Raw genomic sequence first — 23719 nt, forward strand, 5'->3', positions numbered from 1 at the left:
TACATCAGGCAGTCTGCCGGACTGAAGCACGCTCAGACATATCCCAGCATGACCTGAGGAGCAACAGGAAGGGATGAGCCCCCCTACGCGTTCTGCACCTTCAGATAGAGCACCAGCCCAAGCAGAGTGAGGGAAATTCCTGTCCATCCCAAGGCGTGCGGCAATGCACCGCCGAGCAGAATGGCCTCTCCGGCGAGAGAAAAGACGACCTCCATGGCCTGCGTGCTGTCCGCCGCGGCCAGTTGCGAAGGACTGCGGGCCATATGGCGCGCGCTGAGAAACAGGCTGGTCGCGGCCACGCCGGAGAACGCGGCCACCAGAAGCGTCTTCATGATCTGCCCTTCGGACGGCAGCGAGGGAGCACAAAAAGCCACAAGCAGAACCCAGAAAGGCAGGGAGCCAAGCGTCAGCAGAAGCACCCTGCACATGGCGTCCTGCATGACAGACTCGTCCGTTCCGGATCCGCCCATGGCCGGTATGCGACGCCGCAGGGCAGCCAAAACGCCCGTCCTTTCTTCTGAAACAGCACTGTCCGACTGCGCGGCTTCGCGTGCCTCCCACACCATCTGGTTGCCGAAGGGATAGACAAAGGCGGCACCGAGAACGGGCAAGGCTCCCAGCAGCACCTCATGCAGCGGCAGCGCTCCAGCCTGCTCCAGATTGATGCACAACACGCCCGCAAACACGATAAGGGTGAACAGCAGGGCTCTGAGCGACACCTTTCTGCCGAAGAGCAGCAGGACCACGGGCGTTGCGAGAATGGTCATCTGCCATGTGGCCGCCACCACCCACCCCGGAGCATACGACGCACTGAAGCTGATCAACGCGTAAAACACGCCGAACCCCACACTGCCCGCCAGCATCCAGAAATAACAATGTCTGCGGAACAAGCGCAACGCATTTGCAGCAAGAGCGGTCTTGCCAGTAACAACGAACCACACGGCCAGCAAAACCAGCATCCACACATAGCGTAAAGCTGCGGTCCACACCCAGTGACCACCTTCAAGACTCATGGCCCTGTTAAGCACAAATGTAGAACTGAAAAACAGAGCAGCAAGAATACCGGTTACAACAATCCTGAGCATGGTTCACCTTCTGTGGCAACATTTACGGGCAACACCTTGAGCAGACAACCAGCACACTTGCACGCAGACTACGCCAAGTCAATGCGGCACGAGGCGTTAACTGGCAAAGCAACCTATACCGCCATGCCCGCTAAAAACTGAGCGTCTGATGCATTTCTCACTGCACACAAGAGAGCCACACTCTCCAATCACATGGTGACAACCACCAAAATTATACCTTATACTCCGGATGCTAAGCAGAGCTGTAACACTAATGACGGCCACGTTTCACACAACCGAAGCAAGACATGGGTTAAACCACCTGACTGGCGCCAACAGGCGCGACAACACACCAGAATACCATAACAAGTCCGCTTCCATCGCAAAAGTCAGATCGAGTACGGAATAGCGAGATGAGAGGTACCCCTTGGGTTTCATTCAATTCAAAAACGTAACAAAGTCTTTCGGCAAAACGGAAGTCATTCCGGACATTTCGCTCGATATCAGCAAAGGCGAACTCATCGTCTTCGTCGGCCCCAGCGGTTGCGGCAAGTCCACCCTGCTGCGATTGCTGGCAGGGCTTGAAGAAGTCACCGCCGGAACCGTCCACATAAACGGCGAAGACGTAACCCACCGACAGCCCAAAGAGCGCAATATCGCCATGGTGTTCCAGAACTACGCGCTCTATCCGCATATGACGGTGGAAGAAAACATCGCTTTCAGCATGAAACTCTCCGGTGTTCCCAAGGCGGAACGCCAGAAGCGCGTGAAGGAAGCCGCAGACCTGCTCGGCCTCGGCGAACTGCTCGCACGCAAACCCCGCGAGCTTTCAGGCGGCCAGCGTCAGCGTGTGGCCATGGGCCGGGCCATCGTCCGCGACCCGCAGGTGTTCCTGATGGACGAGCCGCTCTCCAACCTCGACGCGAAACTCCGCAACCATATGCGCGTGGAAATCCGCCAATTGCAGCGCAGGCTCGGCACCACGATGATTTACGTGACCCATGATCAGGTGGAAGCCATGACCATGGCGGACCGCATCGTCATTCTGGACAAGGGCAATGTGCGTCAGTTCGGCACTCCGCAGGAGGTGTATTGCCAGCCTGCAAACACCTTTGTGGCCGATTTTATCGGTTCGCCATCCATCAACCTGCTTCCGGCCGAGCGCATCTCGCACGCGACACTGCGGCTGGGCGGCGCGGTTGACCTGCCCCTTGCGCCGGAATGCGCCGAAGCATTGGGCTCTGCAAGCGCATTCATTGTGGGGATTCGTCCCGAACATATTTCGGTGAATTCCGGCTCTTCCGGCAATGGTGCTGCCGCATGGAAGACCGCAGTCACCCTGAACGAACTGCTGGGCGGAGAAAGCCTGCTGCACGCCACTCTGGGCACGGAGTCCGTGCGGGTCAAAATGACGGGCAGAGAAGCCTTCGCTCCCGGAGAAACAGTCAGCCTCTCCTTCAACGCAGAGCACGCGCACGTGTTCAGCGAAGACGGATCGGTCTGCCTGTGCCACTCCCAAGACGTGTAACCGGCGAGTAAAGAGACAAGGAAGCTGTACATGGGGGTCGTCCGGCATGGGTTGCCGGACGGGATTGATCCAGGCTCTACCGCCTGATGCGGCGTTGCCGGCATCCGGCGCATTTTGAACCCAATCTGGAGGTTGTACATGAAACGTTTTGTTGTTGCTCTGATCGCGGTCATGCTCATGGCCACTTCGGCCATGGCGGAAAAGACCAAGGTATCCTTCTGGCACGCCATGGGCGGCGACCGCACCACCCTGATCAAGGAGATGTGCGATGACTTCAACAAGGCCCATCCCGACATCGAGGTAACTCCCGAATACAAGGGCAGCTACCGCGACACCCTGAACGCGTCCATCCTCGCATTCAAGCAGGGAAAGGCGCCCAACATCGTGCACATTTTCGAAGTGGGCAGCCAGCTCGGCGTTGATGCCGGCATCTTCATGCCCTTTGAAGACACCATCAAGTCCGGCGACGATGCCAAGCTCGATGACTTCGTGGACGGCGTAGCCAACTACTACCGCATCGGCGGCAAGTTCTACTCCGTACCCTTCAACTCTTCCAACCCCGTTCTCTATTACAACAAGACCCTGTTCAAGAAGGCCGGTCTCGATCCCGAGAATCCGCCCAAGACCTACAACGAAGTGATGGCCGCCTCCGAAAAGCTCAAGGCTTCCGGCGCGGCCCCCTACGGCATCACCTGGCCCCTGCACTGCTGGTTCGTAGAACAGTGGATGGGCAATCAGGGCGCGCTGCTGGCCAACAACGAGAACGGCCGCGCCGCCCGCGCCACCGACATCCTGCTCGACTCCGAGCCCATGAACAAGATCATGACCTGGTGGAAGAAAATGTACGACGAAAAGCTCTTCGTCTACTCCGGCAAGGTTGAAGACTGGGACGGCGCGAACAACCTGTTCGTTTCCGGTCAGGCCGCCATGCTGATCACCTCCACCTCCGACATCACCTTCATGCAGAAGGCCGCTACGGAAAACAACTTTAAACTGGGCACCGGCTTCCTGCCCGTGGCCGACGGTTCCGAAAACTTCGGCACCATCGTGGGCGGCGCTTCCCTGTGGATGACCAAGGGCCATTCCGACAAGGTCAACGACGCCACCAAGACCTTCCTGCTGTGGTTCACCAACACCGACAACGAAGTGCGCTGGCACAAGGGCACCGGCTACTTCCCCGTGCGCAAGTCTGCCGTTACCGTCCTTGAAAAGGAAAACTGGTTCGAAAAGAACCCCGCTTATGCCGCCGCATTCAAGCAGCTGATGGCCACCAAGCCCGTACGCTCCACGCAGGGCGCAATGCTCGGCATGTTCCCCGAACTGCGCACCATCGTGACCGACGCCGTACAGAGCATTCTGAACGGTGCCGACATCAAGGCAACCATGAAGGACGCCGACGCTCGCGCCGACAAGGCGCTGGAACGCTACAACCGTTCCGTGAAGTAGACAACACACAGAAAACGCACAGACAGGGGGCGGGCTGCCTCCGGCTCCCGCCCCTGTCACCCGCATACAGGATCACACATGCAGCCAGTGTTCAAACGCCACGGAACAGCCTTTCTGCTGCTCCTGCCCACGTTGTTCATACTGACCTTCTTTCTGTATCTGCCCACGATACAGACCTTCATCATGTCCTTCTATCAGGTGGGCTTTCTCGGTCTTTCCAAGTTGTACGTGGGTCTGGAAAACTACCAGATCATTTTCACGGAACCGGAATACCGCGACATCATGGCCAACACGCTTACCTTTGTGCTGGGCAGCGTTACGCTGAGCATGGGACTGGGCCTCGCCTTTGCCGTGCTGGCCAATGAAAAGATCACGGGCGCGCGTTACTACCGGCTGCTGCTCATCTGGCCCTATGCCCTGCCTCCGGCGGTGGCGGGCGTCATCTTCCTGTTCCTTTTCTCGGCGCAGGTGGGCATCATCAACTATTTTCTGGGCCAGCTCTTCGGCATAACCCCCGACTGGCTTGCCGACCCCGAACTTGCCATGACTGTAGTCATTCTCGCTTCGGTCTGGAAAAACGTGGGCTACAACGTGGTCTTCTATCTGGCCGCCCTGCAGAACCTGCCCGGCGATGTGCTGGAAGCCGCCACCATAGACGGAGCCACAGGCTGGCAGCGCTTCTGGCGCATAACCTTCCCGCTGCTGTCGCCCATGACGTTCTTCCTGCTCATCATGAACACCATCGCCGCCTTCTTCGATGTTTTCGCCTTCATAGACCTGATCACCAAGGGCGGCCCCAACAGCAGCACCACGGTGTTCATCTATGCCATCTATCGCGACGGCTTCGAGTACTTCAAGTCAGGCCTTGCCTCGGCACAGTCCGTATTCCTGTTCCTGCTTGTGGTGGTTCTCACCGTCCTCAAGTTCAGACTGCAAAAGAAAGTGCATTACGCCAACTAGGATACCGGCATGCGCAATACCAAAACATTGTTCACACACATGGCCCTGATCCTTGTCGTCTCCATCGTGGCGTCGCCGGTCATCATGGCCATTCTGTTCTCCACGCAGACTCCGGCGCAGATATTCAGCTATCCGCCCAAGTTCACCTTCGGCACGGCGATGCTCGACAACTATACCACGGCGTGGACCCAGTTCCATCTCGGCAAGTACATGCTCAACTCGTTCATCATCGCCTTTGCCGTGACCACGGGAAAGACCATCCTCGCCTTCACATCGGCGCTGGCACTGGTCTACTTCCGCTTTCCGCTACGCAGCTGGGTGTTCGTCTTCATCCTGCTGACCCTGATGATGCCTACGGAGATCATGATCGTCTCCCTGTTCGAAATCGTCACCGGCCTCGGCTGGGGCGATTCCTACGCGGCCATCATCATTCCCTTCCTCGCATCGGCGACAGGTACCTTCCTCTTCCGCCAACATTTCCTGCAGATTCCTGTATCCCTACTGGATGCCGCCCGCATTGACGGCGCTGGGCCCGTGCGCTTTGCATGGTCCATTCTGCTGCCCATGTCGTCCAACGTCATCGCGGCGCTTGCCGTCATCCAGTTCGTATACATGTGGAACCAGTACCTGTGGCCGCTCATCGTCATCCATGACAGTTCCATGCAGGTGGTTCAGGTTGGTCTGCGGATGATCTTCAGCGGGCAGGACGCCACCAACTGGGGCATCGTCATGGCCGGAGCCATCATCACCCTGCTGCCTGCACTGGTTACCTTCATGCTGCTGCAGGAGCAGTTCAGCCGCGGCTTTGCCCTGAGTCAGGAAAAATAGATTATCGATCTTCTCGATAGCATCCAGAGAAAGTCATCAATATTAGCTATGCGACACCATGCTGAATAAGGGGTATGTTTCGTACATGCGTGACATGTCCCTTCTTTCATACCAGCCCTCCGCCATTCCGCCCCACGGCCATTCCGAAACTCAGGTGCAGCCTGTTTTCAATGTCGAGTCCGTGCTGGAACAAGGCTCCGGTGCCCTCAACGAAGACGCCCTGCTCGATCAAGGCCCGGTGTTCGCCGTGTTTGACGGCGCATCCAGCCTGTGCGGGTGTTCGTATGAAGGCGGCACAGGGGCCTGGTGGGCGTCGCAGCTTGCACGCGAAGCCTTTGCCTCCTGCACCCATGCGGAGCTTTCGCTGAAGGATGTGGCCCTGCTCGCCAACAGTGCCATTGAAGAAAGAATGCAGACCATGGGCGTTGATACGGACATTCCGCTGAACCGTTGGTCCGCAAGCATGGCGGCCTTCCGCATTGCGGGTGACTCGCTGGAATTCGTGCAGATCGGCGACAGCCTCATTCTGTGCATCACGGATGACGGCTTTTTCCTGCCAGCTCCCTATGTGAATCACGACAGGGAAACGCTTTGCCAGTGGAAGCGGCTCTGCGCGACTGGCGAACAGGATGTGCGCAGCGCCCTGCATGAACGCATCTGCTCGGTGCGCGCCGACATGAACCGCACCTACGGCGCTTTGAACGGAGAAGCCTGCGTTGAGCACTTTCTGCAACACGGCACCGTTCCCCTTGCAGGCGTGCGGCAGGTTGTAGCCTTTACGGACGGCCTGCACCTGCCTTCCGCACACCCTGAAAAGGAAGCCGACTTTACCCCTGCCGTGAACCTGCTCCGCACCGGCGGCCTGGAGCATCTACGCAGCCATATCCGCCAAATGGAAAGCGGAGACCAATGCTGCCGCATCTATCCCCGCTTCAAACAACATGACGACATCGCTGCCGTAGCCGTACAACTTTCACGCTAAGCCGGAGCAGGCTCTGCGCCCGCTATTCCGTACACTCTCCGCCTGATTCCTCTCCGCCTGATTCGTCTCCCCCTCTGTCCAGAACAGCCGTGGCCCATCGCAGGGCATCGTTGGAGAGTTCTGCCGCCCGTTTGAGCGGAATGCCCAGCCAGTTCGCACACTCCGAAGAGACGTCCCATCGGGCCTCCTCCAGAGCAGCGAGGAAATCCAGCATATCGCGCACAAAATTCTTCTTCCCGCAGTAGGCATCCTTGATGATGCCGTCGAGGGGCAACTCCGTCACCAACTCATTCATGGGACGACCGAGCAGGAAGTCCAGACGGGAAAAGAGCCCGATAAGGAACATGGTTTCGGAGCCGTAGGTGGTGAGCATGCCGTCTTGCGCCAGAAGATACAGAAACCGCGCCCGCTGCACCGACCAGAAGGACACTTCCTGCGCACCGGGAGAGGGGTTGAGGTCTGCCAGCAGCACCACCATGAGCCAGTGTCTGATGACACGCTCACCCAGCACCACCAAGGCCTGATCCAGCGCACGCACAGATTGGCGCAGCCCCACAGAAGGAGAGTTCACATACCTGAGCAACCGGTAGCTTAACGACACGTCCTGCTTGATGAGCTCTGCAAGCCGGTGCACATCGTAGTCGCCATGCAGCTCCTTCATGATGTCCAGCTTCACCATCTCCGCAGAAGACACCTTGCGCCCGGCAAACACCTCCGGCTTACCGAAGTAGTACCCCTGAAAAAGTGAAAATCCCATGGAACGACAGAGCGAGTAAATCTTTTTGCTCTCCACTTTCGTGGCAAGCATCATCACGGGCCACTTGCGCAGTTCGCTGACCAGCGGAAAAAGCTCACTGCTCTGCAGGCTTGAAACATCCACCTTCACCACATCCATAATGGCAAGCAGCGGTTCCAACTCGGGCTGTCCGGTGTAGTTGTCCAACGCGAGCAGATACCCCTGCTCCTTGAGGGTCTTCAAGGCATCCAGCAGTTCGGGGGAGACACTCGTCACCCCGACAAGCTCCGGCACGCACCGCTCCGCAGGCAGGGCCAGCATGAGATTGTCTTTAAGCAACCCTTCGGGGACATTGATAAAGATACGTGCATCCGGCGGAATCCAGTTACGCGCCATGCTGAAGCCGTCTGCAATGACCCGCGCCGAAGCCAGTGCAGGGTTGTCAAACTCGGCCTTTCCTGCCTCCGCACTATGTCTGAAAAAAAGTTCAATCCCCCAGATTGCGCCATCCCTGTCGAAAACTGGCTGACGAGCCGTAAAAATCGGCTCATAGCAAGGCGGCACAGCCGGTGTACAATCAATACTCATCAAGTCTCCCCATGACCTTATGATAGTTCTTTCAAGCCCCCTGAGCGGAACGCCTGTTCCACCGCAGCACCATAACACGACTCCACTCTTTTGAACACAGCCTGCCATGTATAGTGATCAAGCACCTCTGAAATGCGCTCGGATGCTGGCGGGTGTCCCTCCGCTATGACATCATGAGCCATGGCTGAAAGGCTTCCGGCCAATGCCTTTACGAACTGTCCCTCGTCTTCCGCGTAGGGTTTGTCCGCACCGTGCAGGCGGGGAAGTTCAACCAGCCTCAATACGTTTTCCGGCACACCGTCAAATGCCTCCACGACTCCGGGCAGGCGGGTGGATACCAGACGGCACCCGCAGGCAAGGGACTCCAGCATGACGAGAGGGAGTCCTTCAAAGAAAGAAGGCAGCACAAAAATATGGGCCTGCTGCATCACCTGCGCCAATGCGGTGTGACCAAGGCTGCCATGCACCAGCACCCTGTCGCCCAGCCGGTCCGCGTGCTCCAGAATGGCAGCCTGCTCAGCGCCCGTGCCCGAACCGCACAGATCAAGACGGACGTTCCCTTCAACCATTTCCATGGCACGCAACAGCCACGGCACCCCCTTGGCCGCGGAAAGCTTGCCCGCGTAGCAGATGCGGACCGGAGGTGATGCAGGCTTGACCGCGCAACTGAACAGCTCATCATCATACCCGACGCCGGTCACCTGCACCCGGTCTTGCGCAATGCCGTATAGTTCGCAGATTTCGTGCTTCTGTCCGGAGTGCAACGCGCACACGGCATCCAGCGAGCGGCAGCCGGAAAGCACTCTTGGACGCAGGTGGGCATTGGTGCGGAACTGACGCAAATCGGAACCGTGGCAGCTTGCCACCACGGGAAGGGAAGGGAAAAGACGTCGGGCAAGGGAGGCGGCCAGCCACAGATGATTCACGTGAATGACATCGGGCCGGAACACTGCCACAGCCTCCTGCATACGCTCTGCAAAACAGCTTTCGTAAGCATCCAGCTGGGCATCGGAAAAATCGCGGAATCTGACGGAAGGATACGGCATCACGTCGCTCATGCCCGCAACACCGAATGGCAGGTCATGCCCGAAACGGACAAAGAAGGTACGGCAGCAGGCCCCTTCCTGCGGATGGCAATAGTCAGCGGGGACGCCTGCGAGCATGGCGTTCTCATGTCCCGCGGCATACGCCTGACGCATCATCTGCGAGATATAAACGCCGCTGCCGGTCAGTTCAGGGCGTTGAGAGAGAATATGCAGTATTTTCACAGTGCCAGCTCCGGCGACACTGTGCCTCTTTTCAGGACAACAGGCAACGCCATACAGGGGCGCCCGCCATCCTTAAAGCTTCTATGAGCTACTTGAATGAGGTGGCGTCTATATCCAGGCGGGAAAGAATTTTCTGCAAGGCAACGCGGGAAAGCCCGGAGATACGGGCAGCTTCAGAAATGTTCCCCCCTGTGACGGTCAGCAGGTCCCGCACATAGCCCAGGGTGAACTCGTCCGTTACACGCCCTTTGGCTTCCTTGTATGGCTCGGGCATGCCGCCTGAAAGAACAGGAACTCCCGCAGTGGCGGAACCGACTTGCGTCCCGTGCTCCACGTGCGCCACAAGATTCATGTCCACGGTATCCTTCATGCAGAACACCACGAGACGACGGATATAACTCTGCAGTTCACGCACATTGCCGGGCCACTGTCTGGAAGCAAGATAGGCAATCACATCCGGAGAGATGTCCTTGTCTTCCAGAGACATGTCGCGGCAGGCCTGCCGCATGAAATGGTGGGCAAGCAGGGGAATGTCTTCAATCCTGTCCCGCAGGGGAGGCACCATGACGGACAGAACGTTCAGACGGTAATAGAGGTCCTCGCGGAACTGGCGCTCGGCAATACGGGCTTCCAGCTCCTGATTGGTAGAAGCCAGCACACGGGTGGATACGGCGACATTGGCATTGGCCCCCACAGGACGAACCTCGCCTTCCTGCAACACACGCAGCAATTTTGTCTGTATGTTGGCAGAAATATCACCTACTTCGTCCAGCAGCAGCGTGCCGCCGTCCGCAGCGGCAAAGAGCCCCTTTCTGTCCTGATCGGCTCCGGTGAAGGCTCCCTTCACATGCCCGAAAAGTTCGCTTTCCAGCAGATGCTCGGGAATGGCGGGACAGTTCACGGCCATGAACGGCTTACGCGCCCTGTTACTCATGCGATGAATGAGGCGTGCCACCACTTCCTTGCCTGTGCCGGACTCTCCGCGAATAAGCACCGTGTAATCGGAATTGGCCACAGCCTGCACAGCATAACGCAGCCTCTGCATGGCCGGTGATTCGCCGACCATCTCTCCGCCGGCGCTGGAATCCACCAGTGCACGCAACCGCTTGTTCTCGTTAAGCAGCGAAGCGCGCTCCAACCCCTTCTGCACGATATGGAAGAGTTGATCCGGCTCAACGGGCTTGGTCACGAAGTCATAGGCCCCCACCTTCAACGCCTCAACAGCGGTTTCGATGGTGCCGTGTGCCGTAAGCATGACCATGCAGAGGTCAGGCTGACGCTTGAAAGCTTCGTGCAGCAGCTCCATACCGGTCATATCCGGCATACGCAGGTCGGTCAGCATGAGATGAAAATCGCCTGAGATCAGTTTTTCAAGGGCTTCCGGACCGCTGTGCGCCATCTCAACGCGAACATCCTTGAAGCGCCCGGAGATCAGACGCATGAGACCACGCGCAAAATCCTTCTCATCGTCAACGATAAGAATACCCAGCCCGGCCACAGAACCGGCAATCCGTGCTTCCGCCATATTATCCTATACTTCCTGCTGCTGATTAGCGAATCGAACCGAGGGCAGGGTTATCGTGAATCTGGCTCCCTCGAGCAAAGGATCACGCATAACCTCTATGGTGCCGCCAGATTCAGTAACCATGCCGTACACAATGGCAAGCCCCAGACCGGTTCCGGCACCGGGGGCCTTGGTCGTGTAAAACGGATCAAAAATCATGCTTCTGTCAGACTCGGACACGCCCGGACCGTTATCCCTGACAATGATCTTCACCTCGCCTGCTTCCGACACCACGTCCACGAACACCTCGCCCTTCCGTTCGGGCACGGCGTCCAGCGCGTTCAGAACAAGGTTGGAGAGCACCTGTTCAAGTTCGTTTTCACCCATGCCCACGTATACACGTCCGGCCTTGGCGTTTGTGGAAAGCATCACGCCCTTCTTGGTGGCCTGCACAGTGAATATCTCGGCAATGGCCACGGCAACCCGGCCTGCATCGCACTCGCCGTATGACGAAGTCTTGGGACGGGCAAAGTTGAGAAGATCCTTGAGAACCCGCTGAGCCTGACGGGTGTGGCGCAAAATGACATCCAGGTCCTGCAGTTGCTGCTCGTCTCCCAGATTCTGGCGCAGCAGCTCGGCATAGCACAGGATCACCCCAAGAGGATTGTTGATCTCATGCGCCAGCCCTGCCGCAAGCTTGCCCACGGTAATCATCTTCTCGCTCTGCTGCATCTGGGAAAGCATGCGCTTTTCACGCGTGGTCTCCCGTGCGTAGACAACGATACGTCCCTGCGGTCTGCCTGTGGGGTTGCCGGCTTCAGCAACCGGCAACGGGGAAACGATGGGATACATATTCAGGGCAAAACTGCGTCCGCTTTCCAGAACCACCTCCTCCACGTGCGGCCTGCCGCTGGCCAGAGTAGCCGAGACATGACAATCGCCCTTGGGGGAGTTGCAGCCGAAGAGGCCCAGCAGAGCGCCATCCAGCACTCTGCCGCCGGAAAGCTCGCTGGCAAGATCACGGGCGGCCTGATTCGCCGTCACCAGTCCGTACACGGAATCCATGAGCACCAGCGGATCGGTAATGCCCTCAACGATGGACTGCAGTGTGCCCTTCTGGCGCATCAGGTTATCCAACGCAGTCATGTTCTCGGCCGCCATGCCCAGCTGCCTGCCTAGGGCCTGCAGCAGGTCATGGTCCTGCCGTTTGGCAACACGCGGGTCATCCCAGCGGATGCATAGCAGGCCCTCGGCCGTGCCTTCGCTGGATTCCACCGGAATAACGGCTGTATTATCGCCGAGATACGTACGACTTTCGGTCAGCAGGTCAACCCAGTTATGCGGCAGAGTCGGAAATGCCCCCTGCTCCGGCCACGAAAAATGTCTCTGGGACGCGAACGTGCAGACATAGGAAACGCTGGCCGCCCCGAAACGCCTGCCGATTTCCGGCAAGGTCAGCCGCCACAGGTCCGCCCGAGTGTTGCTGGAGCGCATATCTGCCAGCAGATGCACGAAAAGCTCCACGTCCGCACGACGCTCCTGCGCCTCCTGCAGCAGTTCGCCGGTCCGGTCCTCCACCATGCTGCGCAGATTCTCCGCATAGCCCTCAAGCTGTCGGCGCGCATCCAGCAAGTGGCTGTTCAGCTCCTGCATACCCGCCTCAAGCTCTTCAATCTCGTCGCGTTCCACCAGCTTGTTCAGGAGTTCGGTGCCGCCGGTGATTTCAAGATTATCACGGAACATGGCGGAAAGGCGCTTGATGTTGTTCATGACAAGCACCTTGAACAGCAGGTTGGTGATAGAGAAGAAGACCACCGCTCCAAGGGCGAAGAAGCCGAAATAGCCGAAGATGGTCCGCTGCAGTCTTGCCACGCTTTCCGTAACGGAAAGCCCCACAAGGTCAACGCCGCCGATGGTGTCCTGCTCATGGTCAAAGCCGCGATCTCCGTACAAGGCCAGCAGCTCCACAGGCGCTTCCTCACGGGCACCGTGGCAACGCATGCACTCTTCGTAGAACACGACAGGGCGTGCCATGATGTAGAACTCTTCGCCGTCCACATCGCGGTAGCCCTGCCAGAGAGATTCATCATTATGGGCACGGAAGTATCCCACAAGCTCCTGTTCCAGAGCATTCGCCTCAAACTTGGGGTTACGGGCCGAGATAGCGACACGCCGGTAGATATGACTGTTGTCTCCGCCCATGCCGTCCATGATTTCACGCGAAATGAAAGAGGAACTCATGGCCTCTATGACGAACTGATCAGGCAGAACTTCAAACATGCGGGGACGCAGGGTGGAACGAACATATCGCTGCACGGAGTCAACCTGCAGGAAAATGAGACGAGCCTTGTCGCGCACCTCGTCTTCAAGAACGGTCCGCATATGCAGGTAGAAGCCCACGGCAAAACACATGCCGAGGATCATGGTGGCAGCGGCAAGCCCGGACAGGAACTTCGCCTGCAATGTGGAAGGACGGGAAAAATGCATGAAAGACCTGTGCACCTATGCACTATGGATACGGGTGAACTTCTTTACGCCACCGCAGCAACGCCGGAACGCTTTCTAACCCGTACGAGAGGACAAGTATGCCGGAGCAGACACCCTGCATCAGGGTTTGGAAACAGGTCCCTGCCCATGAGGCATGAATCGCAGGGTATTGCTGATTTCATGGTTGGCGTCGCCAACGGCTTCAATGTCCGTATAGTAGTAACGGCTCGGGTCGATATTCTGCTCTTCCAGAGCCTGATTCATGTATTCAAGCTTGTCGCAAGAACGGGTCAGGGCCGGAAGAAACACATTGGAGAAAAAGAGAAGTGCCACGGCACCAATCACCAATCTACGAATCCTGATTGCCAGTGAAGGCTGAGTCATACTCCATCCCCTATCGCGGAAGCAGCGGTTCGGATTTATTCCTATCACCCCGCGTATAGATAATGAAGGGGGAGGCATTTGCCTCCCCCCGCTTTCTCAAAGAGAGGCGCTACTAGATCTGCGCGGTGATCTCGGGGAACACCAGGTAGAACATGATGTAGGCCATGGTCAAGGTCAGCACGAGGTTGAAGGACTGACCGCACACATACAGGATGAGCGGCTTGCCGCCCTTGAAGTAGTGGGCCAGTTCGCGGAAGTTCGTGGCCAGACCGATTGCGGCAAAGGACAGAGCAAAGAACCAGCCGCGGAACAGACGGGTAAAGCCGCGCACAACACCCTGGTCGATCATGGAGTAGCCCATGTCGCCGCCCAGGCTGCCGTCAATGACGGAGAACAGGATGGAGGCGGACAGGAAGCCCAGAACGAACTTGGGGAAGCGATGCCAGATTTCCATCCAGCCGACGGACTTGCCGGCTTCGCACTCAACCTTGGTGCACCAGTATACGGCAACGCCGAATGCGGTCACACCGATGAGCACGTTCTGGATCATCTTGATGGTTGCAGCTACGTACAGAGCCTTTTCACCGAGGAACGCACCGGCAGCAGCAACGGCACCGGTTGCGTCGATGGTGCCACCCATCCATGCGCCGCCGAGGATTTCAGGCATGCCCACAGACTTGATAACGGCAGGCATGACGATCATCATGATGGCGGTGAATACGAGGGAAAGACCAACGGAAAGGGTCAGCTCTTCCTTCTTGGCGCGGCAGGCGGCGGCGGTTGCGATGGCAGCAGAGGTACCGCACACGGACATGTCCGCGGAAATAACGATGTTCAGAGTCTTGGAAGGCATCTTCAGTACTTTCTGACCGAAGATGAAGGTGGTGATGAGAACGATGGGGGTAACAACCCACGCAACGAAGATACCGGGAACCCCGATGGCGACGATCTTGTTGAAGAGAACTTCAGCACCGAGCAGAACAAGACCGGTCTTGATGAAGTATTCTACTTCACAAGCCTTCTTTGCGATATTGGGAGTGCCCACGGTGTTGGCGATCAGCATACCGAGGAGAACGCCCCAGGCTTCAGCACCAATGCCATACTGCTTGGAGAAGGACTGGCCGCCAAGGGTGTATGCAACAACGGCTACACCGAATACCATGCCGAAGCCCTTGATAAAGCCCAGGGTATCCTTACCCATGAACTTGATGCCGATGGCAAAGAACAATGCCATGACGATGCCCAGAACCAGCAGAGTGGGAATATGGTTGTAGGGCTTGTGGCCTACCTTTTTCTTGGCATCGCTGGCCTTCTTGTGAAGAGCGCGCCAGTCGCCGATCTTTGCCTTGGCTTCTTCATTCAGGGTGGCATCCTGGAAGTTCACGGCAGCGGCAGCGGTTTCGGCAGCCTGAGCAAGAACCAGGGCATCAGCCGCCTTGGTCTTGGCTTCTTCGTACTTGGGCTTGGCCTTTTCGTTCAGCATGTCCGCGCGATCCTTGGACATGATGAAGGCGTCAATCGGATTATCCTTCCAGGAACCGGGCTTGTTGGTCCAGTGCTTGGCAAACTTGCCCACGGCAGTATCGGAAGCCTTCAGCTTCTTCTTGGCGTCAGCAGCCTTATGCCATGCAACGGTCTTGAAAGGCGCACGGGCAGCTTCGGTTTCCATGATCGCATTTTCCTTGGCAATCTTCTCCTTGTACTCCCCTACCGGAGCAAAGTTGAAATACAGGAAAAATGCAGTGGCGATGATGAAGAAACCAAGCCAAATGGCCCAGTAGTCTTCCTTGGTCCACAGGTCAGACAGGGAAGATTTGCCCTTGTCGACTACTACGTTGGAATCCTGAGACATAGACGAAAACTCCTCCTTTACAGGATCAATTGCCCGGTCGGCACAAATTCGCCCACATCCTCGCAGTGCGACGCCGACCAGTTCTCACGGTGTCATTTCGAACGATCCCCTTTTCTACAAAAGCCATGCCAAGCTCTGACATGAATACAACCTATCGAAATAACAACGCAAACCAATATGCCATTTTCTTTCTGCTGCAAACTTCACATATCACTGATAACTGATATTTGCACCCCTAAATGCAAAGAAAAGTTTGCTCTGAACAAAAAAAATTCAAAACACCAGAGCCAGCCACATCTGTTTCGACCATCAGTCGCTACTTCATCGCCCTCAAAAACGAGTGATCATGCCATCACAAACCTCGATACACGTATCCATCTGTCCACCACCACAGAGGCAAACAAAGAGAGGACAAAGACGGAAGATTACATGACGCCCCCGGTGCTCTCAATAATATCCGTATGCCACCGCACAACAACCAGGAGCATCCGCAACGAGGCACTACCAAAGCATAACGACAAAGAAACACGCAGCGACAGCACCAAGCAAAAACCAAAAAATAGTTTTTCAATGAATAGTGACACAGCAAACAGTGCAAGCATCAGAGCAGCAATCGCTTCATATTCAGAACCAGGCCCCAGGAGTTGAACCTTGCCATCACGTGAAGCGCCACCGACAACAGACCATCCAGAATTCCGACAAAGTATACGGCAACCTGCCTCAGGCCTTTCACTTCATACCCCACACCAATCAAGGCCAAGTTACTTACCGGAAAACAAGACGACGTTAGCAGTACCGGTTATCCCCCCCTACCGTTCCTCCCCCGTAGCGCAGCCGTCCCTGTTACGAACGAAACGTCGAAACACTTTTTTTCATTTCCCACGAAATTTCCCTTGCCAAGCACAGAGCATTTCGCTTAAGAATCCTCCTCGACGAAGCGATTCGTCTTTCCGTGCCCAAGTGGTGGAATTGGTAGACACGCTAGGTTCAGGGTCTAGTGAGGGTTCCCTCATGGAGGTTCGAGTCCTCTCTTGGGCACCACGGAAGCAACTAAAGGCTCCGGCAAACGCCGGGGCCTTTTTTGTTGCCTTTTTTCACCCTGAAACCACATCGCTGGAACGTTACCATGAAAAAAGGGACACCCCTTTTCGGGGCATCCCTCTCTGCTTGCTCTGATACACGTCCCAACTACATGGTGAACATGAGCATGTTGGGGCGTTCGGAAATCTGCGGCACCGTTGCGAATTCACGCTCCGCGTTCTCGCGCATCCTCTCCATGGTCTCTCCGGCGATAAGACGCCCGAAAAGGCGATTCCCGTAAGTGAAGTTTGCGGCATAGTACAGCACGAACTTCTTGTACATCTTGATGGCGCGACTGGGAATGTTCCACTTTTCGATGGCATCCAGAAAAGCGAACAACGTCTCCCTGTACACCTCTTCAGTGGGCTCAAAGCCACGGGTCCACTCGGCAAAAACCCACGGACGGGCTATGCCTATACGTCCCAGCGAAATACCGTCGCACCCGGTGGCATCAAGCACGCGCTGACAATCCCCCGGCGTGAACACGTTGCCGTTGCCGAACACGGGGACGGAAACAGCCTGCTTCACCAGCCTGATATGATCGGTACGCGGGGGCCTGCTGCGTCTGTCCGGAGCAACGCGGGGGTGGAACGTCAGTGCATCAGCTCCGGCCTGCTCCAGCATTTTCGCAAAAGCCACTGCGGGCTCAGGCTCCGTTTGCCAGCCGGTGCGGAACTTGACCATGACAGGAATATCCACGGCAGCGCGCACCTTCTCAACCATGCGGCAGGCCCGTTCAGGATCGCGCATGAGGTCCGCACCGCACCCCTTGTACACAATAGGGGCCACGGAACATCCCATGTTAATGTCCACGCCCCAGAACCCTTCTGCCTGAATACGCTCCGCCGCCAGCGCCATATCATCGGGGTCGGCCCCGAATATCTGACACACAAGCGTTGAGAGTTCCTCCTGTCGCCAGCTGAATACCGACGAAACGGCAGGGTTCTCCGTGGGAACGGCCCGGGCACTGCACATACCCGTCATCTGCAGGCCCCAGCCGCCGAAGCGAGCCGCAACCTCACGAAAGGCCACATGCCCGAGACCGGCCATGGGCGCAAGCCACAGGCGATTCTTCACGGCCCTGCCACGGATGGACAGGGGGGTGTTCAGGCGCTCGGCAAGCGCCGCAAGATCAGTTCCGCTCATACGTCTCCGTTACGCCTTGGCGCACAGTCCATACAGACAGCGTTCCAGCACGACTTCGCCATCCAGTGTCAGCACACGGAAAAAACCATCTTCATACAGCCCGTAAGAAGGCTCGTTCCCTTCCTTGGGCAGGGAACAGGAACCGGGATTCAATACGCCGATGCCGTTCACCACGTGCGCACGCGGAATATGCGTATGCCCGTAGGCAAACGCGTCTCCCGCAGCAAGAGGAGGCAGATTGGATTCATTCCAGAGGTGCCCGTGGGTCAGGAATATGCGCATCCCGTCGAGAAACAGCCAGGAGTAGTCCGTGCGGATGGGAAATTCCAGCAGGGTCTGATCCACCTCTGAATCGCAGTTGCCGCGAACGGCGATAATGCGCCCCTTGTAGCCATTGAGAAAACCCGCAGTCGCACGAGGGTCATACCCCTCCGGAAGGGGATTGCGGGGCCCGTGATAGAGGATGTCGCCCAATATCACGATAGCGTCCAGCGAGTCGGGATCAGCTGCGGCAAACACGGTCTGCGCTCGGGGCAGCGAACCATGGATATCCGAAATAAAAAGAATCTTCATAATCTGTTACAACTTCTTTACGAGATTTGGCGGACGGATGGCCGCACGATGCAGCAGCCACGGCCCAAAAACGGACAAACCCGCCACCCAACGGAGGCGGGTCTATACCCGTTAAGACATCAAGGCAACCCGAAATACCCAACCCCATGACCGGCTGATGCCAACAGACACGCGTCGCCACCTGCTCATGCCCGGAGCGGGACAGAACTGTCCCCGGAGGATCGGATCGTCCCCTACAAAACTTCTATCTTGATGCGCCTTGGCACCTGCTCTTCGCGGCGGGGAATGAATATGCTCAACACCCCGTTCACGAGCTGCGCCCCTATGCGCTGCTTCTCCATAGTATCGGTCAGCGAAAACTGCGCATGATACTCGACGTCGCCGAACTCCATGGCATGAACCCGCTCGCCGTTGCAGAGCTTGTGGCTGGTGGGCGCCTGAATGGTCAGCTCATCGTCCTCGATATGCACCACAAGGTTTTCACGACGCACACCGGGCATGTCCAGATACAGGTAGAAACCGTCCTCACGCTCCACAAAATCTGCCGCGGGACGAATTCTGGGAGCCTTGCCGCAACGATCCGGAGTCTGATTATGATGCATGGCTTGCCCTCTACCGCGATTCGATATGAATGGTCTGGGGACGCACGCACGCCGCCTTGGGCAGCACCACCTCAAGCACTCCGTCGCGCATGGTGGCGCGGACGTGATCGCCGCTGACGGGGACATTAAGCCGCACAACCCGCTGAAAAGGCCCCGTAGGTCTCTCCTGCCGGTAATACTTGCCCTGCACATGCTTGAGCTCACCCTTGAGCACAAGAGTCTTGTCGGTCAGGGTCAGCTCCACATCCTCCAATCCTGCGCCGGGAATCAGCGCGCGGACGAACAGGGTGTCATCATCCTCTCCGATATACAGCGGGGGGAAAGCCGTCTGCCTGCTGCCCGCAGCGTAGGGCTGAGCCATCTCACCCATCATGCGATCCAGCAAGTGCGGGAAATCATAAAACGAACCGAAGTCCATGACCATGCATCTTCTCCTGCTACGTTTCAGTCGGTGTTCTACCCAGCATGTCCCCGATGCGAAGACAAGGAAACACGTCAGGTCACAATTTCCCGACACATGGTAAACAGCACTCGATACCTGTCAACCGACGAGAATCCACGAATCAAACGACGGCTTGCCGCTTAATCCTTGGCGTTGCGAATACCTTTGGCCCACTTTTCCGCAGGCACAGCTTCTTCTATGAGCATAACGGGAATGTCCTCGCGCACGGGATAGACCACTTCACAGGCGGCACAGGCAAGGCCGTCCTTCTCGGCAACCATGGCAACAGCGCCCTTGCACTTGGGGCAGGCGAGTATATTCAGCAATTCCTGATTAATGGGCACAGGGATTCTCCTAGAAATGTGAAATGTCCGCCCGAATGGAACCATCACGAACGGCGGTCATGAGCATACCCGCATGCCCCACTTTGCTCAAGCGGTGTATTCTTCACCACAGATTATAGAGTTCGGGCGAGAACCGTCCCAATTTGACATTCATGCACTCCAGCACGTACATCTCTGAAGCAGAACAATATAACAACCACGGGTGCTCCATGACACGCACATATATCGACCTGCACACCCACTCCACCGCCTCAGACGGCAGCGACACCCCGGAAGAACTCATCGTCCTTGCACACAAGGCCGGCGTCACCACCCTCGCCCTCACCGACCATGACACGACCGACGGACTTGAAGAGGCCATGGACGCAGGCAGGAAGCTTGGGGTCAACGTCATCCCCGGATGCGAACTGAGCGTACGCACGGAATACGGCGAATTACACATCGTCGGCCTGTGGCTGAATCCTGAAGCCCCCAAGCTGCGGCGCGCCATGCAGGAACTGCAGGACCACAGAACGACCCGCAACGTCCGTATCGTGGAAAAATTGCAGGAACTGAATATCCCCATCACGTACGACGAGGTGCTGCAGGTAGCCGGAACAGGTTCGGTAGGCAGACCGCACATAGCGCACGTGCTGATTCAGAAAGGCTTTGCGCACTCCATGTACAACGCCTTTGAAGTCTACCTCGGCGACAAGGGGCTGGCGCACGTTCCCAAGAAAGTTCTTTCCCCGAAAGAGGGCGTGGAACTGCTCAAGGAAGAAGGAGCCACCGTCTCACTCGCCCACATGTTTCTGCACGGTTATCCGCGGGAATGGCTTGAGGACATGATCGCAACGCTTTCCGGATTCGGCATGGATGCCATAGAGGCCTACCACAGCGAGCACGACGACCGCTCCACCCGCAAGGCCGTTGATCTGGCCGCGCGACACGGGCTTGCCCTTACGGGCGGTTCGGACTATCACGGCGCCATCAAGCCGGACATCCGGCTCGGCCGTGGCAAGGGCGGACTCTACGTCCCGCCGTTCGTACTGGCCGACCTCATCGAACTGCGTAAAAGCCAGGGTCTGCCGGTATAAACGGCCCCGGGTTTCCTCGCAGAACCAACGGGATACCCTGAACATGCCAATTTCATTACCGGAACTGCTCTGTCCCGCAGGGGACATGGATCGTCTCGACGCAGCCCTGACCTACGGGGCCAACGCCTGCTATCTTGGCGGCACCTCTCTCAGCCTGCGTGCAGGCACCGGCGGTTTCGACAAGGACGCCCTCGCCGTAGCCTGCAACAAGGCACACGCACGCGGTGCATCCATCTATTACACCCTGAACGTCCTGCCGCATGAGACGCATCTTTCCGGCATCGCCGCCTCGCTGGAAGCGCTGGCGGAATCAGCCGTGGACGGCCTGATCATTGCCGACCCGGGCGTGCTGCGCATGGCCCGCCGCTATGCCCCCGACAAACCCGTGCACCTGAGCACGCAGGCCAACACCGCCAACAGCGAGGCCGTGGGCTTCTGGTACGATCTGGGCATCCGCCGCGTGAACCTTGCCCGCGAACTCGGCGCGCGCGCCATGCGCGAACTGGTGCGCAACTTCCCCGACATGGAGTTCGAAGTCTTCGTGCACGGGGCCATGTGCCTTGCCCTGTCTGGCCGCTGCCTGCTCTCCGCATGGCTGAACAGACGCCCCGCCAATCTCGGGGAATGCACCCATCCCTGCCGTTTCGAGTATCGCGCCACCGATCTTTCCGGCCGCTGTCAGGACTGCGCGGACGACGGCCATGCCCATATGGGAGAATCCCGCCTCGGCGTGGAAGAAAAGACCCGCGACACCGGCACAATGTGGGAGGTTACCCGTGAAGAACCCTACAGCGCCTTCTGGGCCCCTGAAGACCTGTGCCTTGTCAAATACATGCCGTGGTTCGTTCGCACCGGCATTGCCTCGCTCAAGATCGAAGGCCGCATGAAAACCCCGAGCTACGTGGCCCATGTGACCGACGCCTATCGAACCGCGCTTGATGACGTGGCCGCTGGGTGCTTCCGCCCTGAAAAGTATCTTTACGAACTGCGCAACACCGCCTCGCGCAACCTGAACACCGGTTTTTTCCTGCCGGACGGCAACCGCATTTCGCTCCCGCCCCTGCCGGACAAAGAACGCCTGCCCATCGTCGCGCAAGTGCGCGAACGCCTCGGCGAGGATGCATGGAAAGTTGCCGTGCGCTCTCCATGGCGGAGCGAACGCAACATTCAGATCATGCAGACCGGGCTGCGTCGCCCCGAGCTGCCCGCCGGAGCCTATGCGCTGGAAAACCACAAGGGCGAAGCCACCGACCAGCTCCACCCCGGCATGGACGGCGTGCTGCGTTGCGATCCTGCAGCCTTGCCCTCAGGCCCCGACACGCTGGAGCCGGGGCTGTTCCTGCGATAGCACGAACTTTCCCACACATCTGCTACCCACACAAAAAACACGGGGCGGCCTGAGCCGCCCCGTTTTTTTTGTAATCATCGCTGGCTGCCCCCCCTCGCCACCTCAACGCTCCACTCCGGAGACACCAATGGCAAAACCATTTCTCCTTGCCGATTCCCACCGGTCAACCTATAGTGACAGAGGCTAACCTACATGCAGCAAAGGAGAAACATTCATGAAAAAACTGCTCATCCTTGTGGGCGTTCTTGGCGTCATTGTTGTGGGACTCGTTATCGCCACGTTCATGTCCATCAACCCCATCATCGAGAAAGCCGTTAATACGGCAGGGCCGAAAATCCTGCTCACCAACGTGCATCTGGACAAGGCTGACGTCTCGTTCATGTCCGGTTCCGGCAAACTGCAGGGACTCGTTGTGGGCAGCCCCAAGGGCTTTTCCGCACCACAGACCATGAAGCTGGGGGCCATGGAAGTGCAACTGGACACCGGCTCGCTGACCAAGGACGTGATCATCATCGAAAAGGTGCTCATCGCCAATCCCGAGCTTACCTATGAAAAATCCGGCAAGCTGGACAACTTCACCGCGCTGCTCAACAACGTGAAACAGACCGTTGGCGGCAACGGCGGCGCTGCCGCACCTGCCAAGGAAGAAGCCCCTGCCGAATCCGGCACAGGCCCCAAGGTTGTCATCCGCGACCTGCTCATCACCGGTGCAAAAGTAAACATGGCTCTCACTGCGCTGGGCGGTCAGGGCATGACCCTCACCCTGCCTGACATCCACCTCACCAACATAGGTGAAGAATCCGGCGGCGCAACGCCTGCCGAGGCAATGCAGAAGGTTCTGGGTACCCTGAACGGTGAAATGACCACGGCCGTGACCGGTGCTCTGGGCGAATCCGTCAAGAAGCTGCAAGAATCCGTGAAAGGAGCTACCGACGCCCTGAAGGAAGGCGATGCCTCCGGCCTGCAGAAGCTGGGCGAAGGCCTCAAAGGCATCATGCAGTAGCTGCCTGCACATCCCGATCAAAGAAAAGCAGACGGGCCGGAAGGCATAAACCCTCCGGCCCGTCGCAACCACAACAACAAACCACTCGGGAGTGGAATACGTTTCACTTGCGAGAACGCACCCTACTCTATGTTCACCGCGCACGGCGCGGATGAAATCCAATCAGCCTCACTGACAGGGCATGCCTGCCCGGATCTTATCGAACCAAAACGGAACGTAGCTGGCGAGCACCGCAAAGAACGCGTAAACAACACGCAACCTTGCGACAGAATCGCGATTGGAGATTTCCTGCAGTGGAAGCACGAAGGGCGGGATCAGAGGATGGAATGCGGGCGCAATGCGCCTGCATAATGGGTCACTCTGTCCGGGTACCTGAGAGTTTCACCGCTACTGGGATGCGGCTTGCTCCTTCGGTGCTCCCCACTGGGAAGGGAGACTCTCCAGAGGCTCGTCCGTACAACAGTCCTTTTGCCTGAAA

At 57.6% G+C, this 23719-nt stretch carries 20 protein-coding genes, 1 tRNA gene and 1 riboswitch; of the genes, 9 read left to right on the forward strand and 12 right to left on the reverse strand.

All coding sequences use genetic code 11. The features are described 5' to 3' along the window. Positions 1 to 83 precede the first annotated feature (83 nt). The gene (locus N1030_RS10090) at positions 84 to 1085 is read right to left on the reverse strand and encodes a DMT family transporter (RefSeq protein WP_265825355.1); all 1002 of its coding nucleotides are present in this window, start codon (positions 1083 to 1085) and stop codon (positions 84 to 86) included. A gap of 406 nt (positions 1086 to 1491) precedes the next feature. Between N1030_RS10090 and N1030_RS10095 the strand changes: the two genes are divergently transcribed. From N1030_RS10095 to N1030_RS10115, 5 genes are all read left to right on the forward strand, one after another. Beyond that, positions 1492 to 2592: an ABC transporter ATP-binding protein gene (locus tag N1030_RS10095; RefSeq protein WP_265825356.1), complete on the forward strand. Its 1101-nt coding sequence runs from the start codon at positions 1492 to 1494 to the stop codon at positions 2590 to 2592. A gap of 138 nt (positions 2593 to 2730) precedes the next feature. Continuing rightward, the gene (locus N1030_RS10100) at positions 2731 to 4038 is read left to right on the forward strand and encodes an ABC transporter substrate-binding protein (protein WP_265825357.1); all 1308 of its coding nucleotides are present in this window, start codon (positions 2731 to 2733) and stop codon (positions 4036 to 4038) included. Between the two features lie 78 nt (positions 4039 to 4116). Continuing rightward, entirely contained in the window at positions 4117 to 4998 is an 882-nt protein-coding gene (locus N1030_RS10105) for a carbohydrate ABC transporter permease (protein ID WP_265825358.1), read from the forward strand. Positions 4999 to 5007: 9 nt separating this feature from the next. Further along, entirely contained in the window at positions 5008 to 5826 is an 819-nt protein-coding gene (locus N1030_RS10110; RefSeq protein ID WP_265825359.1) for a carbohydrate ABC transporter permease, read from the forward strand. An 85-nt stretch (positions 5827 to 5911) separates the two neighbouring features. After that, positions 5912 to 6808, forward strand: a complete 897-nt coding sequence (locus tag N1030_RS10115; RefSeq protein ID WP_265825360.1) for a protein phosphatase 2C domain-containing protein — start codon at positions 5912 to 5914, stop codon at positions 6806 to 6808. A 22-nt stretch (positions 6809 to 6830) separates the two neighbouring features. Here N1030_RS10115 and N1030_RS10120 read toward each other — a convergent pair whose 3' ends face one another. The 6 genes from N1030_RS10120 to N1030_RS10145 form a co-directional block, all read right to left on the reverse strand. Then, complete coding sequence (locus N1030_RS10120) at positions 6831 to 8132, reverse strand: EAL and HDOD domain-containing protein (RefSeq protein ID WP_265825361.1); 1302 nt, start codon at positions 8130 to 8132, stop codon at positions 6831 to 6833. Positions 8133 to 8149: 17 nt separating this feature from the next. Further along, positions 8150 to 9400 carry a glycosyltransferase family 4 protein gene (locus N1030_RS10125; RefSeq protein ID WP_265825362.1) on the reverse strand — a complete coding sequence of 417 codons (1251 nt, stop codon included), beginning with the start codon at positions 9398 to 9400 and terminating at the stop codon, positions 8150 to 8152. 88 nt (positions 9401 to 9488) lie between these two features. Then, entirely contained in the window at positions 9489 to 10925 is a 1437-nt protein-coding gene (locus N1030_RS10130; RefSeq protein ID WP_265825363.1) for a sigma-54-dependent transcriptional regulator, read from the reverse strand. A gap of 6 nt (positions 10926 to 10931) precedes the next feature. Next, positions 10932 to 13391 (reverse strand): ATP-binding protein, encoded by a 2460-nt coding sequence (locus N1030_RS10135; protein ID WP_265825364.1) that lies wholly within the window; start codon positions 13389 to 13391, stop codon positions 10932 to 10934. 120 nt (positions 13392 to 13511) lie between these two features. Beyond that, complete coding sequence (locus N1030_RS10140) at positions 13512 to 13775, reverse strand: hypothetical protein (RefSeq protein WP_265825365.1); 264 nt, start codon at positions 13773 to 13775, stop codon at positions 13512 to 13514. A gap of 112 nt (positions 13776 to 13887) precedes the next feature. After that, a complete protein-coding gene (locus N1030_RS10145; protein WP_265825366.1) occupies positions 13888 to 15627 on the reverse strand; it encodes a YeiH family protein in 1740 nt (579 codons plus the stop codon). Between the two features lie 954 nt (positions 15628 to 16581). Here N1030_RS10145 and N1030_RS10150 point away from each other — a divergent pair. Next, positions 16582 to 16668 (forward strand) — tRNA-Leu (locus N1030_RS10150). 147 nt (positions 16669 to 16815) lie between these two features. Here N1030_RS10150 and N1030_RS10155 read toward each other — a convergent pair. The 5 genes from N1030_RS10155 to N1030_RS10175 all read right to left on the reverse strand — a co-directional run bounded on the left by N1030_RS10155 (position 16816) and on the right by N1030_RS10175 (position 19814). Beyond that, positions 16816 to 17853 (reverse strand): tRNA dihydrouridine synthase, encoded by a 1038-nt coding sequence (locus N1030_RS10155; protein ID WP_265825367.1) that lies wholly within the window; start codon positions 17851 to 17853, stop codon positions 16816 to 16818. A gap of 9 nt (positions 17854 to 17862) precedes the next feature. Continuing rightward, positions 17863 to 18426: a phosphodiesterase gene (gene yfcE / locus N1030_RS10160; RefSeq protein ID WP_265825368.1), complete on the reverse strand. Its 564-nt coding sequence runs from the start codon at positions 18424 to 18426 to the stop codon at positions 17863 to 17865. A gap of 233 nt (positions 18427 to 18659) precedes the next feature. Continuing rightward, a complete protein-coding gene (locus N1030_RS10165) occupies positions 18660 to 19028 on the reverse strand; it encodes an Hsp20/alpha crystallin family protein (RefSeq protein ID WP_265825369.1) in 369 nt (122 codons plus the stop codon). A gap of 10 nt (positions 19029 to 19038) precedes the next feature. Beyond that, on the reverse strand, positions 19039 to 19452 hold the full coding sequence (locus N1030_RS10170; protein WP_265825370.1) for an Hsp20/alpha crystallin family protein: 414 nt from the start codon (positions 19450 to 19452) through the stop codon (positions 19039 to 19041). Positions 19453 to 19610: 158 nt separating this feature from the next. Continuing rightward, the gene (locus N1030_RS10175) at positions 19611 to 19814 is read right to left on the reverse strand and encodes a Trm112 family protein (protein ID WP_265825371.1); all 204 of its coding nucleotides are present in this window, start codon (positions 19812 to 19814) and stop codon (positions 19611 to 19613) included. A gap of 209 nt (positions 19815 to 20023) precedes the next feature. Between N1030_RS10175 and N1030_RS10180 the strand changes: the two genes are divergently transcribed. From N1030_RS10180 to N1030_RS10190, 3 genes are all read left to right on the forward strand, one after another. Further along, positions 20024 to 20890 carry a PHP domain-containing protein gene (locus N1030_RS10180; protein WP_265825372.1) on the forward strand — a complete coding sequence of 289 codons (867 nt, stop codon included), beginning with the start codon at positions 20024 to 20026 and terminating at the stop codon, positions 20888 to 20890. 43 nt (positions 20891 to 20933) lie between these two features. Continuing rightward, positions 20934 to 22238, forward strand: coding sequence for a peptidase U32 family protein (locus N1030_RS10185; RefSeq protein ID WP_265825373.1), 1305 nt, complete (start codon positions 20934 to 20936; stop codon positions 22236 to 22238). Between the two features lie 214 nt (positions 22239 to 22452). Further along, positions 22453 to 23241 (forward strand): hypothetical protein, encoded by a 789-nt coding sequence (locus N1030_RS10190; protein ID WP_265825374.1) that lies wholly within the window; start codon positions 22453 to 22455, stop codon positions 23239 to 23241. Between the two features lie 350 nt (positions 23242 to 23591). Then, positions 23592 to 23695, reverse strand: a riboswitch (glycine riboswitch). Between the last annotated feature and the right edge of the window lie 24 nt (positions 23696 to 23719).

It is taken from the genome of Desulfovibrio mangrovi, from assembly GCF_026230175.1.
GTDB classification, from domain to species: Bacteria; Desulfobacterota; Desulfovibrionia; order Desulfovibrionales; family Desulfovibrionaceae; genus Halodesulfovibrio; species Halodesulfovibrio mangrovi.